Consider the following 14,660-nt stretch of genomic DNA (forward strand, 5'->3'; position numbering starts at 1 on the left):
ACCTCCCCCCCCCCCCCCCCCCCCCACCACACCACCTCCCCCCCCCCCCCCCCCCCCCCCCCCCCCCCCCCCCCCCCCCCCCCCCCCCCCCCGCTGCAGTTTTTGGGGATATTCCGTGGTATTTCGCGTATGGGCGCGCCTCCAGCGTGGCCGAAAGTTTTCGGCCGCCTCAGCCGTTCCCCAGTGACCGCAGCACCTCTATCTCGATCACCACGCGCGCCGGATTCGGCCCCGGCGTCCGCTTGTAGCGCTCGGCATAGCGCCGTACCGCCTCCGCCACCCGTTCCGGTTCCGTGCGTACCCGTGCGCGCCCTTCCAGCGTGGCCCAGCGCCGGCCGTCCACCTGGCACACCGCGACCCGGGCGCCCTCGGCCCCGGCCGCGCGCACATGTCCCACCTTCGCGCTGGTCCCGTTGGTGATCACCCTGGCCAGCCCGGCCTCCGCGTCGTACGTCACCCCCACCGGCACCACATGCGGGCTGCCGTCGGGCCGCAGCGTGGTCAGCGTGCACAGGTGGCGTTCTCGCCAGAACTCCAGGTACCGCTCAGAGTGCTTCACCATGCCCCGCAACCTAGCCCCCGCAGGCCTTGCCGCCCACCTTGAGCGGAATAGACTCAACTTTGTGTACGCTGGCTAAGTCAGCAGTGGAGAGTGGCCGAAGAGGAGAACGGACAAGTGGACGCCGAGCTGACCAACAGGAGCCGGGACGCGATCAACGCGGCCAGCAACCGCGCCGTGACCGAGGGGCACCCGGACCTCACACCTGCGCACCTGCTCCTCGCGCTGCTCGCGGGGCAGGAGAACGAGAACATCACCGACCTGCTCGCCGCCGTGGAGGCCGACCAGGCCGCCGTACGCGCGGGCGCCGAGAAGATCCTGGCCGCTCTGCCCAGCGTGACCGGATCGACCGTCGCGCCCCCGCAGCCCAACCGCGAGCTGCTGGCCGTCATCGCGGACGCCACCGAGCGCGCCAAGGCGCTCGGCGACGAGTACCTGTCCACCGAGCACCTGGTCATCGGCATCGCCGCGCAGGGCGGCGCGGCCGGGGACGTGCTCAAGGGGCAGGGCGCCGATGCGAAGAAGCTGCAGGAGGCCTTCCAGAAGGCCAGGGGAGGACGCCGCGTGACCACCGCCGACCCCGAGGGCCAGTACAAGGCCCTGGAGAAGTTCGGCACCGACTTCACCGCCGCCGCCCGCGAGGGCCGGCTGGACCCGGTCATCGGCCGGGACCAGGAGATCCGGCGGGTCGTGCAGGTGCTGAGCCGCCGTACGAAGAACAACCCCGTCCTCATCGGCGAGCCCGGCGTCGGCAAGACCGCCGTGGTCGAGGGGCTCGCCCAGCGGATCGTCAAGGGTGACGTGCCCGAGTCGCTGAAGGACAAGCGGCTCGTCGCGCTCGACCTCGGCGCGATGGTGGCCGGGGCCAAGTACCGCGGCGAGTTCGAGGAGCGGCTGAAGGCCGTCCTCGCCGAGATCAAGGACTCCGACGGGCAGATCATCACCTTCATCGACGAGCTGCACACCGTCGTCGGCGCCGGCGCGGGCGGCGACTCCGCCATGGACGCCGGCAACATGCTCAAGCCCATGCTGGCCCGCGGCGAGCTGCGTATGGTCGGCGCCACCACCCTGGACGAGTACCGGGAGCGGATCGAGAAGGACCCCGCCCTGGAGCGCCGCTTCCAGCAGGTGCTGGTCGCCGAGCCGACCGTGGAGGACACGGTCGCGATCCTCCGTGGCCTGAAGGGCCGCTACGAGGCCCACCACAAGGTCCAGATCGCGGACTCGGCGCTGGTGGCGGCGGCCACCCTCTCCGACCGCTACATCACCTCCCGCTTCCTCCCCGACAAGGCCATCGACCTGGTCGACGAGGCCGCCTCCCGCCTGCGAATGGAGATCGACTCCTCGCCCGTCGAGATCGACGAACTCCAGCGCGCCGTCGACCGGCTGAAGATGGAGGAGCTGGCGATCGGCAAGGAGACCGACCCGGCCTCCCTCGCCCGCCTGGAGAAGCTGCGCCGCGACCTCGCCGACAAGGAGGAGGAGCTGCGGGGCCTGACCGCCCGCTGGGAGAAGGAGAAGCAGTCCCTCAACCGCGTCGGCGAGCTGAAGGAGAAGCTGGACGACCTGCGCGGCCAGGCCGAACGCGCCCAGCGCGACGGCGACTTCGACACCGCCGCCAAGCTCCTCTACGGCGAGATCCCGCAGCTGGAGAAGGAGTTGGAGGCCGCCTCCGAGGCAGAGGAGGAGGTCGCCGAGGACACGATGGTGAAGGAGGAGGTGGGCTCCGACGACATCGCCGACGTCGTCGCCGCCTGGACCGGCATCCCCGCCGGCCGCCTGCTGGAGGGCGAGACGCAGAAACTGCTGCGCATGGAGGACGAGCTGGGCAAGCGGCTCATCGGCCAGACCGAGGCCGTGCGGGCGGTCAGCGACGCCGTACGGCGCTCGCGCGCCGGTATCGCCGACCCCGACCGTCCCACCGGCTCCTTCCTCTTCCTCGGCCCGACCGGTGTCGGCAAGACCGAACTGGCCAAGGCGCTCGCCGACTTCCTCTTCGACGACGAGCGGGCCATGGTCCGCATCGACATGTCGGAGTACGGCGAGAAGCACAGCGTGGCCCGTCTGGTCGGCGCACCCCCCGGGTACGTCGGTTACGAGGAGGGCGGCCAGCTGACCGAGGCGGTGCGCCGCCGCCCGTACAGCGTCGTGCTGCTGGACGAGGTGGAGAAGGCCCACCCCGAGGTCTTCGACATCCTGCTCCAGGTGCTGGACGACGGCCGCCTGACGGACGGCCAGGGCCGGACGGTCGACTTCCGTAACACCATCCTGGTGCTCACCTCCAACCTGGGCAGCCAGTTCCTGGTCGACCCGCTGACGAGCGAGGAGGAGAAGAGGGAACAGGTGCTGGAGACGGTCCGGACGTCCTTCAAGCCGGAGTTCCTCAACCGGCTCGACGACCTGGTGGTCTTCTCGGCTCTGACCAGGCCCGAGCTGGAGCGGATCGCGAAGCTCCAGATCGACCGGCTCGGCAAGCGGCTGGCCGAGCGCCGGCTCACCCTGGACGTCACGCCGGAAGCGCTGGCCTGGCTGGCGGAGGAGGGCCTGGATCCGGCCTACGGCGCCCGCCCGCTGCGCCGCCTCGTGCAGACCGCCATCGGCGACCGCCTCGCCAGGGAGATCCTCTCCGGCGAGGTCGAGGACGGCGACACGGTGCGGGTGGACAGGTCCGGGGACGGCCTGCTCGTGGGACCGCGGACCGGCAAGACCCTGTGACGAGCGGTGCTGCCAGGCCCGTCCACCGGTGACGGGCGGGCCTGGGTCAGTTCTGCAGCTGATTGAGCGGCATGTCCTCCGTCAGCAGCATGATCACGACGACGACGAACCAGACGGCGACCACCAGGCACACAAGCCACATTCCCCACAGCAGCCACCGCAGCTCTCTCTTCATGCGCATGCCGCGATCATGCCGCCCGCTGGTCATGACACTGTCACCGGCAGACGACTGGATCGTGTCCGCCCAAGGCTGACAAGGGCGTCGGGGCTTGCCTCCCCCCTCCCCGCATGGGGGAGGATGGCCAGATCCACCATGAAGGGAAATACACGGTGAGCATCGACCCGTCCTCGATTCCGAACTTCGGGGGCCAGCCCGAACCGCAGCCCCAGGGACCGGCCGGCCCCGTCCTCCCGGATCAGGACCTCGTGAAGCAGCTCCTCGACCAGATGGAGCTGAAGTACGTCGTCGACGAGGAAGGCGACCTCGCGGCTCCGTGGGAGCAGTTCCGCACCTACTTCATGTTCCGCGGGGAGGCCGAACAGGCGGTCTTCTCGGTGCGGACCTTCTACGACCGCCCCCACCCCATCGACGAGAAGCCGCAGCTGCTGGAGTCCGTCGACGAATGGAACCGCCGCACCCTGTGGCCCAAGGTCTACAGCCACACCCACGAGGACGGCACCGTCCGTCTGATCGGTGAGGCCCAGATGCTGATCGGCACGGGCGTCGACATCAACCACTTCGTCTCCTCCACGGTCAGCTGGGTGCGGGCCGCTATCGAGTTCGACAAGTGGCTCGTCGAGCAGCTCGGCCTGGAGCAGGAGGTCAACGAGGCGGACAAGCCCGAGGACGACGGCGACGGCGAGTAAGCCCCGCCGCACGGCCTACAGCGGCTCCCGCGCGTACACCACCAGGTACGCGCCGTAGAGACAGCTGAGCCCGGCCAGGCTCACGACCAGCACGGTCGCGTGCCAGGGCCGGGCTCTCGCCATGCGCACCAGCCCCCGGGCGAGTGGCAGCAGCAGCGGAAACGCCGGCAGCAGGAACCGCGGCTTGGACTCGAAGAAGCCCGACCCGCCGAGCGCGATCAGCAGCAGCGCCCCGCTGTGCACGAGCAGCGGCAGCGGAGCGCGGTCCAGGCACAGCAGCGCGTACAGCACCGTCCCCGCCACGACGAGCGCCAGCGCCACCGGGAACACGAACCGGCCGCCGTGCAGCAGCATGGCGCGCACGAACTCCAGCGAGCCCCGCCCGAAGTCGAACCGCGATCCCCACAGCCGCTGCACCTCGAAATAGCCGCCGAGCGGATCCCCCTTCCACCGGCCCACCCACAGCACGTACGCCGTCCAGCCCAGCGGGGCGAGCGCCGCGCCCGTCCACAGCCTGTGGGAAACCCTTCCGCGCCGCCGCCACACCTCGGCCCCGGCCGTGGCCAGCACCGCGGCGGCGACCGTGAACCCGTTCGGCCGGGCCAGCCCCGCGAGCGCCGCGAGGACACCGGCCCACAGCCAGTTCCCGGCCAGCACCGCGTACAGCGACCAGGCCGCGAACGCGGTCAGCACCGGCTCGGTGTACGCCATCGACAGCACCACCGAGTGCGGCAGCACCCCCCACAGCAGCACCAGCGCGATGCCGGTGGTCCGCCCGTGCAGCCGGGAGCCGACCGCGTGGATCCCGGCGGCGGCCACGGCGGCCCCGGTCCACGAGATCAGCAGCCCGGCGAGGCTCCCGTCGAGCGGGGTCAGCGCGGTCACCGCCCGCAGCAGCGCCGGGTACAGCGGGAAGAACGCCAGGTCGCTGTGCGGGCCGGGGTCGTGGGAGGGCAGGTCGTGGCCGTAGCCGTGCGCGGCGATGCCGAGGTACCAGACCGAGTCCCAGGACCGGCCGAGCAGTGTCAGCGGGTGCCGGCCGGCGACGTGCGCGACGAGGGCGAGTACGGCCACCCCGGTGAGCCGGGCCCCGAGGAACAGGCCCACGGCGACCCCGCTCGCTCGCACGGTGCGGGTTCGCTGCGCTTGCTTCGGTGTGGTGAGGGGCGGGGCGAGGATGGTGCGGGCGTAGGTCACATCACCGCACCCTGCAAGTGCGGGGGCGCGGGCGCGAGCAGGTGACGGCCATCGGTGTCACGGGTTCACCTGTGTCGAGTAAGCGGACAGGCGCCGTTGGGTCTTCGGCTGCGGGGCGCTAAAGCGCCCGCAGCCTCTCCGCGGCCTCCCTCAGGACTTCCTCGCGCTTGCAGAACGCGAACCGTACGAACGGTGCCCCGGCCTCCCTGTCGTCGTAGAAGACGGCGTTGGGGATCGCCACCACGCCCGCGCGTTCCGGCAGGGCGCGGCAGAAGGCGAAGCCGTCCTTCTCGCCGAGGGGGCGGATGTCGGTGGTGATGAAGTACGTGCCGGCCGGGACGAAGACCTCGAAGCCCGCCTCCGCCAGGCCCTGCGCCAGGATGTCGCGGCGGGCCAGCATGGACCGGCGAAACCCCTCGAAGTAGGAGTCGGGCAGGGCCAGGGCCTCGGCGACCGCGTACTGGAAGGGGCCCGAGGAGACGTACGTCAGGAACTGCTTCACCGAGCGGACCGCGCTCACCAGCTCCGGTGCGGCCGTGACCCAGCCGACCTTCCAGCCGGTGAAGGAGAACGTCTTGCCGGCCGAGCCGATGGTCACCGTGCGCTCGCGCATGCCGGGGAAGGAGGCGAGCGGCAGGTGCCCGGCGTCTTCGAAGACCAGGTGCTCGTAGACCTCGTCCGTCACCACCAGCAGGTCCCGCTCGACCGCCAGCTCGGCGATCGCGGCCAGCTCCGCGCGCGTGAGGACCGTACCGGTCGGGTTGTGCGGGGTGTTGATCAGCAGCAGCCGGGTGCGGCCGGTGACGGCGGCGCGCAGCTCGTCCAGGTCCAGGCGGAAGGAGCCGTCGTGCGGGCGCAGGGTGACCGGTACGCGTGTGCCGCCCGCCATCGCGATGCTCGCCGCGTAGGAGTCGTAGTACGGCTCCAGGGCCACGACCTCGTCGCCCGGCTCCACCAGCGCCAGCAGCGCCGCCGCGATCGCCTCCGTCGCGCCCGCCGTGACCAGCACCTCGGTGTCGGGGTCGTACGACAGGCCGTAGCGGCGCAGCTGGTGCGCGGCGATCGCGGTGCGCAGCTCCGGGATGCCGGGGCCCGGCGGGTACTGGTTGCCGCGGCCCTCGCGCAGCGCCCGCACCGCCGCCTCGCGCACCTCCTCGGGGCCGTCGGTGTCGGGGAAGCCCTGGCCCAGGTTGATCGCCCCGGTCGCCACGGCGAGCGCGGACATCTCGGCGAAGATCGTCGTCCCGAACTCGGCGAGCCGGCGGTTGAGGTGAGGACGTGCGCTGGAGGTCATGCCGGTCATCCTGCGCCCAAGCTCTGGAGTTCCTCAACTCTGCTTTGAGCCCTGAGACGGCCGGGCATTCCCCGGTCACCGCGGTCCACGGGGGGCCGCTTCGGGGGAACGGAAGGAGGGTGACGCCATGGACGCCGGCATCATCTTCATCCTGTTCGTGGCCGGGTTCGTGATCCTCACGGCACTGGCGGACGCACGGACCGGCAAGCGGCGGCGCAAGGTGTCGCTCGGCAAGGGCGCCCGCGGCCGGTCCGGGTCGTACCGCTCGTCGTCGTCCTCGTCGTCGTCCTTGTACGACGGCAGCAGCAGCTGGTGGGCCGGCGGCACCGACTCCGGCTCGTCGGGCGGGCACCACGGCGGGCACCACGGCGGCCACTCCTCCTGTGGAGGCCACTCCTCCTGCGGCGGGGGTTCCTCCTGCGGGGGTTCGTCCTGCGGCGGAGGTTCGTCGTGCGGCGGCGGGGGCGGATGCGGCGGAGGCAGCTGACACGGGGCAGCTGAGCTTTCGGGGGAACCGCATACGGCCGCACAGGGGCGCCCGCCGGCGAAGGCAACCGGCGGGCGCCCGCCGTCTCGTTCTCGCGCCCGGCGTACGCCATGGTTGAACAGTTGAACAGTGGAGCCCCCTGAGGGATGGAAACCCCATGAAGTTGGGTAAAAACGCTGTGGGGGCGCCTCTGTTCATGATTCCCTCTAAACCGCCAACGCAGCCCCTCGGACGTCCCTGAGACTCCCCACCCGGCCGAGCCGGCTGGGCTGACATGGCCGATCTCCCCCCTCATCGCGTGTTTGCGGAGCCGATCCATGCTCACGACCCTGAACACCTCCTACACCGATACGCGCGCTGCCGACCTAGCCTGGGCCCTGGGACGCGAGCCGCTGCCGGCCCTGGCCACCCTCGATCTGGAACTCACCGGCACGAAGCTCCAGTTGAGACTGCTCGGCGCATCCCACCAGGTCCTGCTGGAGGAGGAGCGCGGCCTGTGTTCGGAGACGGTCGCGTGTATCCCCGGCTCCAGCACCCCGCTGCCGCTCGGCGTCGCCAAGCGGGTCGACGACTGGGAGTACGAGTTCGCCGCACGCGTCGAGGTGCTCACCCCCGGCTCGTTCGCGGGCCGCGCCCAGGAGTTGCTGGCCCTCGTCTCCGACCATCCGCACGGCCTCGCGGGCGTCTTCCCGGGCAGCCCGCACGCCTTCACCGCGATGCTGGCACAGCGCCACGAGGGCCAGGTGCACTGGCGTACCTGGCACGCCTACCCGCAGGACGGCCAGTTGGTGGCCACCCGTACCCGGGTCGGGGCGCGGGTGAAGGGACCACAGCCCGCCGAGCACACCGCGCCGACATAAACCCGCCGGGTGTCAACCGCCCCCGGTTCCACACGTGTGGGTGACGAAGCGTACCGCGCATGTGACGTAACGTCGCAACGTGATCGAACCGCACGCCCCCGCGCCCCCGGGCGCCCCGCCCCCCTGGGCGGGCCCCGCCCGGCTGCCCGTCCGGCCCGGCACCGGGCGGTTCCTGGTTCTCGTGTGCGTCTTCGTCTGCGCCGCCTGCGGACTCGTCTACGAACTCGAACTGCTGGCGTTCGCCTCGTACTTGATGGGCGACTCGGTCACCCAGGCCTCCGTCGTGCTGTCCGTGATGGTGTTCGCGATGGGCATCGGCTCCCTCGGCGCGAAACGGCTGCGCTGGCACGCGGCGGCCGGCTTCGGCGCGATCGAGACCGTCCTCGCGCTGGTCGGCGGCTGCAGCGCGATGGCGCTGTACGCCGTCTTCGCCTGGACCGGCGACTGGGGCGGGCTGTGGGCCCAGGGCCCGCGCTGCCTCCTGGTCACCTTCTCCCTCGCCATCGGCCTGCTCATCGGCGCCGAAGTCCCGCTGCTGATGGAGCTGATCCAGCGCATCCGCCACCAGGACGCGGGCGGCGCGGTCGCCGACCTGTTCGCCGCGGACTACGTGGGGGCGCTGGTCGGCGGCCTCGCCTTCCCCTTCCTTCTCCTGCCCTTCCTGGGCCAGTTGACGGGCGCGCTGGTCACCGGCACGGTCAACGTGGTGGCGGGCGGTGCCCTGGTACTGGGCCTCTTCCGCCGTGACCTGACCTGCCGGGCCCGCTGGACCCTGCTCGTCGGCGGCCTCGTCGTCCTCGGCGTCCTCGCCTCCGCCGCCGCGCTCGCCGACGACTTCGAACGCGCCGCCCGGCACGCCGTCTACGGCAACGACGTGCGCGTCGCCGAACAGACCGGGGTCCAGGAGGTCGTCCTGGCCGGCGGCACCGACGGCAAGCCCCTCGACCTCTTCCTGGACGGCCGGCTCCGCGTCGGCGGTCGCGACGAACGCCGCTACCACGAGGCCCTCGTGCACCCCGCGCTGTCCGGCGGGCCGCACGCGCGCGTCCTCATCCTCGGCGGCGGCGACGGCCTCGCCGCCCGTGAGGTGCTGCGCCGGCCCGGAGTGCGCCGCGTCGACATCGTCGAACTCGACCCGGCACTGATCCGCCTGGCCCGCCACGACCCCGGCCTGGCCGCCGCCAACGGCCACGCCTACGCCGACCCCCGTCTCCACACCACCGCGGCCGACGCCCTCGGCTGGCTGCGCGGGGCCCGGAGACGGTCGTACGACGTCGTGATCGCCGACCTCCCCGACCCCGGGATCACCGCCAGCACCAAGCTGTACTCCCAGGAGTTCTACGGCCTGGCCCGCCGCGTCCTCGCCCCCGGTGGGCGCCTGGTGGTGCACGCCGGTTCCGTCACCACCCGCCCCCTGGCGTTCTGGACGGTCGCCGCGACCCTGCGCACGGCCGGCTTCGCCGACTCCCCCTACCGGGTCCTCGGCCACGACTCCGGCTTCCCGGCCGGCCCCGACCGCTCGGCGGGCGCGTCCGGTGCCCCGCACGACTGGGGGTTCCTGCTGGCGGCTGCGGGACACACCCCGCCACCGCTGCGGCTGGGGTCCTGGCATGCGCACACACTGACCCAGCGCGACCTGACGGCGGACGGGAGGGCGGCGGCACGGACGCGGATCGGGGGTCTGCCGGCTTCGACGCTGGTGCATCCGCGGTACTGAGAGCCGGCACCGAGGAGCCGGTTTCCGTGAGGGTACGGTCACACCTGGGTAGGCTCAGCGGACATGGAGCACCAGGTCTTCGTCCCGGTCCCGGTCGAACCGCTCAGGGCCGCCCTCGCCGATCCAGCCCAGGTCGCCCGCGCCATCCCCGGCCTGCAACAGGACGCCGGTGCCGAACCCGTCGCCGGACGCCTGAAACTGCGCGTCGGCGGACACTCCGTCACCTACCGGGGCACGGCACGGGTGGTCGCCCGCGAGAACGGCACGTACGCCGTCGAGGCCGACGCCACCGAGGCCCGCGGCACCGGCGCCGTGAAACTCACCCTCACCCTGCGCCTCGCGGACACCGAGGGCGGTACGACGGTCACGGCCGAGGGCACGGTGGCCGCGGACGGCCGCATCGCCGAGCTGCCGCCGGACGCGGTGAGCGCGGCGGCGACCCGCCTGCTGAACCGTTTCGTGGAGAACCTGGCGACGACGGACGCGCCGGAGGAGCAGGGGCCGGCGCCCGAAGCCGAGCACCCCTCCGTCTTCGACACCGAGGTCCCCGCGCCCGCCCCGGACACGGCGGCCGACCGTCTCGCGGAGGACTTCGCCGACACCGGTGAGCCGCCCGCCGAGGCCGCGCACGCGCGCCGGACGATGATCGGCCGCAGCGCCGAGGAGGTCGACCACGCACCCCCGCGCGGCCGCTACGCCCCGGTGCCGGCCCCCCAGACGGTGACGGCGGTGTCGGCACTGCGCTGGGCGGCCCCGGCGGCGGCCTTGGCCGTGGCGTCGGCGATCGTCGTGAGCAGGGCGCTGCGTAAACGCCGCTGAGCGAAGGCGCCCCTTCAGGTGACCCGTTCCCCAGTAGCCTCTTCCCGTGAGTAACGAAGACATCACGCTGACCGCAGGTGACGCAGAGGTACGTGTCAGCCCCGCCGACGGCGGTCGTATCGGCAGCCTCAAGCTCGGCTCCCTCGAACTGCTGAGGCAGGGCCCCCGCTTCGGCTGCTTCCCCATGGTGCCGTGGTGCGGCCGCATCAGGGACGGCCGTTTCCTGGACGGCGGCACCGTCCGTCAGATGCCGCTCAACTCCCCGCCGCACGCCATCCACGGCACCGCCCGCGACGGTGCCTGGCGCACCGCGCGCGTCTCGGAGAACGAGGTGGTGATCACGTGCGAGCTGGCCGACCCGTGGCCGCACCCCGGCCGCGTCACCCAGAGCGTCCTGCTCGCCGGGGACAGCCTGACGCTGTCCATGTCCGTGGAGACGTACGACGACTCCTTCCCGGCGCAGATCGGCTGGCACCCCTGGTTCAACCGAACCCTCGTGGGCGAGGACGGTGCAGTCGGCGAGGCCGTGACGCTCGGCTTCGAGCCCGCCTGGCAGGAGGAGCGCGGGGAGGACCAGCTGCCCACCGGGAACCGGATCGCCCCGAAGCCCGGCCCCTGGGACGACTGCTTCGGCATGCCCGGCGGCGTCGACGTCACCCTCACCTGGCCCGGGCAGCTGGAGCTGAAGGTGGCCAGCCGCGAGGAGTGGGTGGTCGTCTACGACGAGCAGGCCGAGGCCGTGTGCGTGGAGCCGCAGACCGGCCCGCCGAATGGGCTCAACACCCTTCCGCGCCTGGTCACCCCGCTGGAGCCGCTGGAGGCGACGACGACCTGGAGCTGGCGGCGCCCTTAAGCTGGTCGGCATGACGGACGTTCGCGGCGCGCTGCTGCAGCAGATCAAGGACAAGGCCGTGGTGCACGGCAAGGTGACCCTCTCCTCGGGTCTGGAGGCCGACTACTACGTCGACCTGCGCCGCATCACCCTCGACGGCGAGGCCGCCCCGCTGGTCGGTCAGGTGCTCCTGGATCTGACCGCGGACCTGGAGTTCGACGCGGTGGGCGGGCTGACCATGGGCGCCGACCCGGTCGCGGCGGCCATGCTGCACGCCGCCGCCGCGCGCGGGAAGAAGCTCGACGCGTTCGTCGTGCGGAAGGCCGCGAAGGCGCACGGCCTGCAGCGGCGCGTGGAGGGCCCGGACATCGTGGGCCGGCGCGTGCTGGTGGTCGAGGACACCTCCACCACCGGCGGTTCCCCGCTCACCGCCGTGGAGGCCGTGCGCGAGGCCGGCGCGGAGGTCGTCGCCGTGGCGACCATCGTGGACCGGGCGACCGGTGCCGCCGAGAAGATCGAGGCCGGCGCGGGTGTTCCGTACCGGTTCGCCTTCTCGAAGGATGAACTGGGTCTGGACTGACGACGCGGATTGACCTGGACTTGACCGGCGCATGGACCAGCGGTCCATGTCTGGAAAGATGGGGCCGACGACGACGTCACCCCCTCAGGTCTAGGTCAGGGCCGTAACGCAGAACCTCTCACCCGCAACACAAGGAGCGGACAGATGCCCATCGCAACCCCCGAGGTCTACAACGAGATGCTCGACCGGGCGAAGGCAGGCAAGTTCGCCTACCCGGCCATCAACGTCACCTCGAGCCAGACCCTGAACGCGGCGCTGCGCGGTTTCGCGGAGGCGGAGAGCGACGGCATCGTCCAGATCTCGACCGGCGGCGCCGAGTTCCTCGGCGGCCAGTACAGCAAGGACATGGTGACCGGCGCGGTAGCCCTCGCGGAGTACGCGCACATCCTCGCCGAGAAGTACCCGGTCAACATCGCGCTGCACACCGACCACTGCCCGAAGGACAAGCTCGACGGATACGTCCGTCCGCTGATCGCGGTCTCCGAGGAGCGCGTGAAGGCCGGCCGGAACCCGCTGTTCCAGTCGCACATGTGGGACGGCTCCGCCGAGACCCTCGCCGACAACCTCGCCATCGCCCGGGAGCTGCTGGAGCGCACCCGCGCCGCCAAGATCATCCTGGAGGTGGAGATCACCCCGACCGGCGGCGAGGAGGACGGCGTCTCGCACGAGATCAACGACTCCCTGTACACCACGGTCGAGGACGCGATCCGCACCGCCGAGGCCCTGGGCCTGGGCGAGAAGGGCCGCTACCTGCTGGCCGCCTCCTTCGGCAACGTCCACGGCGTGTACAAGCCGGGCAACGTCGTGCTCCGCCCCGACCTGCTGAAGGAGCTGAACGACGGCGTCGCCGCCAAGTTCGGCAAGCAGTCCCCGTTCGACTTCGTCTTCCACGGCGGCTCCGGCTCCACCGAGCAGGAGATCCTGACCGCGCTGGACAACGGCGTCGTGAAGATGAACCTCGACACCGACACGCAGTACGCCTTCACGCGTCCGGTCGCCGCCCACATGTTCCAGAACTACGACGGCGTCCTGAAGGTCGACGGCGAGGTCGGCAACAAGAAGGCCTACGACCCGCGCACCTGGGGCAAGCTGGCCGAGGCGAGCATGGCCGCGCGCGTCGTCGAGGCCACGCAGAACCTGCGCTCGGCGGGCAACAAGATCAAGTAAGCAGTGCTCCACGGTGGGCCCGGCGGCTGTCTACGGCGCCGGGCCCGCTGTATACCTGGGTACGTGCCCGACGTCCGGCTGGCCTCGCCCCAGGGCAAGTGGATCCTGCTCACCACGGTCCTCGGCTCCAGCATGGCCATGCTGGACTCCACCGTCGTCAACGTGGCGCTGCCGCGCATCGGCCGCGACCTGGACGCGAGCCTGGCCGCGCTGCAGTGGACCGTCAACGCGTACATGGTCACGCTGGCCGGTCTGATCCTGCTGGGCGGCTCGCTGGGCGATCGCTACGGCCGCCGGAAGATCTTCGTACTGGGCGTGGTGTGGTTCGCGGCGGCGTCCCTGCTGTGCGGTCTGGCGCCGAACCCGCCCGTGCTGATCGCCTCTCGTGCCCTGCAGGGGGTCGGCGGCGCGCTCCTGACCCCGGGCTCCCTCGCGCTCATCCAGTCGTCCTTCCACCCCGACGACCGGAGCCGGGCCGTCGGCCTGTGGTCCGGCTTCGGCGGGGTCGGCGCGGCGGTCGGCCCGTTCCTGGGCGGCTGGCTGGTGGCCGGCCCCGGCTGGCGCTGGGTTTTCCTGCTGAACGTCCCGCTGGCGCTGCTGTGCGTGCCGGTCGCGGTGCGGCACGTGCCGGAGTCGTCCGCCGGGGATCGCGGGGGCCGCTTCGACGTCCTCGGCGCGTTCCTGGGCGCCCTGGCGCTGGCCCTGCTGACGTACGCGCTGATCGAGGCGCGGTCGGGCTCCCTGGCGGTGCCCCTGACGGGGCTGGCGGGTCTGGGTGCGGCGGTGGCCTTCGTGTACGTCGAACGCCACCGCCCCGATCCCATGCTCCCGCCGGACATCTTCGCCTCGCGCCAGTTCACGGCGGTCAACCTGGTCACCCTGTGCGTGTACGCGGCGTTCGGCGGCTTCTTCTTCCTCACCGCGCTGCAGCTCCAGGTGGTGGCGGGCTACTCACCGCTGGCGGCCGGTACGGCGTTGCTGCCGACCACGGCCCTGATGCTCCTGTTCTCCGCCCGCTCCGGCGCCCTGGCCGACCGCACGGGCCCGCGGCTGCCGCTGACCGTCGGCCCCCTGCTGTGCGCGGCGGCGATGCTGCTGATGCTGCGGGTCGGGCCGGACGCGGACTACCTGACGGACGTCCTGCCCGCGCTGCTGGTGATGGGCGCCGGCATGGTCACCCTCGTCGCCCCGCTGACCGCCACGGTGCTCGCCTCGGTGGACACCGCGCGGGCCGGCCTGGCCAGCGGCATCAACAACGCGGCGGCACGGGCGGCGGGCCTGATCGCGGTCGCGGCGCTGCCCCTGCTGGCGGGGATGGGCCCGGAGGCCTACCGGTCGCCCACGGCGTTCGACGCGGCGTTCGACCGGGCGATGCCGATGCTGGCCGGGACGCTGCTGCTGGGCTCGGTCCTCGCGTTCACCCTGGTCCGCCGGCCGGCCCCCGGCTGCCCGCGCCCGGAGTGCCGTACCCACGGCAATGTGGCGACGCCGCCGCTGGAGGGGGAGCGCAGGGGGTAGACCGGGGTTCGCAGGACGAGCTCGCATATGCGCCGGTGCGAGAGACTG

General features: G+C 72.0%; 14 protein-coding genes. 10 read left to right on the forward strand and 4 right to left on the reverse strand.

Features of this window, described 5'->3' with window-relative positions; genetic code table 11:
- Nucleotides 1-169: 169 nt before the first annotated feature.
- Complete coding sequence (locus tag ACZ7GZ_RS37750; protein ID WP_471031586.1) at nucleotides 170-562, reverse strand: pyridoxamine 5'-phosphate oxidase family protein; 393 nt, start codon at nucleotides 560-562, stop codon at nucleotides 170-172.
- A gap of 114 nt (nucleotides 563-676) precedes the next feature.
- On the opposite strand from ACZ7GZ_RS37750, the gene clpB reads away from it, so the two are divergent.
- Nucleotides 677-3,274 (forward strand): ATP-dependent chaperone ClpB, encoded by a 2,598-nt coding sequence (gene clpB / locus ACZ7GZ_RS37755; RefSeq protein WP_471031588.1) that lies wholly within the window; start codon nucleotides 677-679, stop codon nucleotides 3,272-3,274.
- 46 nt (nucleotides 3,275-3,320) lie between these two features.
- Here clpB and ACZ7GZ_RS37760 read toward each other — a convergent pair whose 3' ends face one another.
- Nucleotides 3,321-3,455, reverse strand: coding sequence for a hypothetical protein (locus ACZ7GZ_RS37760; protein WP_471031590.1), 135 nt, complete (start codon nucleotides 3,453-3,455; stop codon nucleotides 3,321-3,323).
- A gap of 149 nt (nucleotides 3,456-3,604) precedes the next feature.
- Here ACZ7GZ_RS37760 and ACZ7GZ_RS37765 point away from each other — a divergent pair, with 149 nt between their 5' ends.
- Nucleotides 3,605-4,141: a type III secretion system chaperone family protein gene (locus tag ACZ7GZ_RS37765; RefSeq protein WP_471031592.1), complete on the forward strand. Its 537-nt coding sequence runs from the start codon at nucleotides 3,605-3,607 to the stop codon at nucleotides 4,139-4,141.
- 15 nt (nucleotides 4,142-4,156) lie between these two features.
- Here the strand turns inward: ACZ7GZ_RS37765 and ACZ7GZ_RS37770 are convergent, their stop codons facing one another.
- Complete coding sequence (locus ACZ7GZ_RS37770; RefSeq protein WP_471031594.1) at nucleotides 4,157-5,338, reverse strand: hypothetical protein; 1,182 nt, start codon at nucleotides 5,336-5,338, stop codon at nucleotides 4,157-4,159.
- A 118-nt stretch (nucleotides 5,339-5,456) separates the two neighbouring features.
- Nucleotides 5,457-6,641 carry a pyridoxal phosphate-dependent aminotransferase gene (locus ACZ7GZ_RS37775; RefSeq protein ID WP_471031596.1) on the reverse strand — a complete coding sequence of 395 codons (1,185 nt, stop codon included), beginning with the start codon at nucleotides 6,639-6,641 and terminating at the stop codon, nucleotides 5,457-5,459.
- Nucleotides 6,642-6,759: 118 nt separating this feature from the next.
- Here ACZ7GZ_RS37775 and ACZ7GZ_RS37780 point away from each other — a divergent pair, with 118 nt between their 5' ends.
- The 8 genes from ACZ7GZ_RS37780 (at nucleotide 6,760) to ACZ7GZ_RS37815 (ending at nucleotide 14,612) form a co-directional block, all read left to right on the forward strand.
- On the forward strand, nucleotides 6,760-7,119 hold the full coding sequence (locus ACZ7GZ_RS37780; RefSeq protein ID WP_471031598.1) for a hypothetical protein: 360 nt from the start codon (nucleotides 6,760-6,762) through the stop codon (nucleotides 7,117-7,119).
- A gap of 317 nt (nucleotides 7,120-7,436) precedes the next feature.
- Nucleotides 7,437-7,979, forward strand: coding sequence for a DUF2617 family protein (locus tag ACZ7GZ_RS37785; protein ID WP_471031601.1), 543 nt, complete (start codon nucleotides 7,437-7,439; stop codon nucleotides 7,977-7,979).
- 79 nt (nucleotides 7,980-8,058) lie between these two features.
- Nucleotides 8,059-9,696, forward strand: a complete 1,638-nt coding sequence (locus ACZ7GZ_RS37790; protein WP_471031603.1) for a polyamine aminopropyltransferase — start codon at nucleotides 8,059-8,061, stop codon at nucleotides 9,694-9,696.
- Between the two features lie 63 nt (nucleotides 9,697-9,759).
- A complete protein-coding gene (locus ACZ7GZ_RS37795) occupies nucleotides 9,760-10,515 on the forward strand; it encodes an SRPBCC domain-containing protein (RefSeq protein ID WP_471031606.1) in 756 nt (251 codons plus the stop codon).
- A gap of 46 nt (nucleotides 10,516-10,561) precedes the next feature.
- A complete protein-coding gene (locus tag ACZ7GZ_RS37800) occupies nucleotides 10,562-11,368 on the forward strand; it encodes an aldose epimerase family protein (protein WP_471031608.1) in 807 nt (268 codons plus the stop codon).
- A gap of 10 nt (nucleotides 11,369-11,378) precedes the next feature.
- The gene (pyrE, locus tag ACZ7GZ_RS37805; protein WP_471031609.1) at nucleotides 11,379-11,927 is read left to right on the forward strand and encodes an orotate phosphoribosyltransferase; all 549 of its coding nucleotides are present in this window, start codon (nucleotides 11,379-11,381) and stop codon (nucleotides 11,925-11,927) included.
- A 144-nt stretch (nucleotides 11,928-12,071) separates the two neighbouring features.
- Nucleotides 12,072-13,094: a class II fructose-bisphosphate aldolase gene (gene fbaA / locus ACZ7GZ_RS37810; RefSeq protein WP_471031612.1), complete on the forward strand. Its 1,023-nt coding sequence runs from the start codon at nucleotides 12,072-12,074 to the stop codon at nucleotides 13,092-13,094.
- Between the two features lie 63 nt (nucleotides 13,095-13,157).
- Nucleotides 13,158-14,612 (forward strand): MFS transporter, encoded by a 1,455-nt coding sequence (locus ACZ7GZ_RS37815; RefSeq protein ID WP_471031614.1) that lies wholly within the window; start codon nucleotides 13,158-13,160, stop codon nucleotides 14,610-14,612.
- Nucleotides 14,613-14,660 lie beyond the last annotated feature (48 nt).

The sequence above is a fragment of the Streptomyces sp. NPDC037288 genome, from assembly GCF_055603265.1.

Bases quoted from the DNA above. Each gene is read 5' to 3' on its own strand.
- ACZ7GZ_RS37795 (WP_471031606.1), top strand. From the start codon at position 9,760: ATGGAGCACCAGGTCTTCGTCCCGGTCCCGGTCGAACCGCTCAGGGCC.
- ACZ7GZ_RS37785 (WP_471031601.1), top strand. From the start codon at position 7,437: ATGCTCACGACCCTGAACACCTCCTACACCGATACGCGCGCTGCCGAC.
- ACZ7GZ_RS37750 (WP_471031586.1), bottom strand. From the start codon at position 562: ATGGTGAAGCACTCTGAGCGGTACCTGGAGTTCTGGCGAGAACGCCAC.
- ACZ7GZ_RS37775 (WP_471031596.1), bottom strand. From the start codon at position 6,641: ATGACCGGCATGACCTCCAGCGCACGTCCTCACCTCAACCGCCGGCTC.
- ACZ7GZ_RS37760 (WP_471031590.1), bottom strand. From the start codon at position 3,455: ATGCGCATGAAGAGAGAGCTGCGGTGGCTGCTGTGGGGAATGTGGCTT.
- pyrE (WP_471031609.1), top strand. From the start codon at position 11,379: ATGACGGACGTTCGCGGCGCGCTGCTGCAGCAGATCAAGGACAAGGCC.
- fbaA (WP_471031612.1), top strand. From the start codon at position 12,072: ATGCCCATCGCAACCCCCGAGGTCTACAACGAGATGCTCGACCGGGCG.
- ACZ7GZ_RS37780 (WP_471031598.1), top strand. From the start codon at position 6,760: ATGGACGCCGGCATCATCTTCATCCTGTTCGTGGCCGGGTTCGTGATC.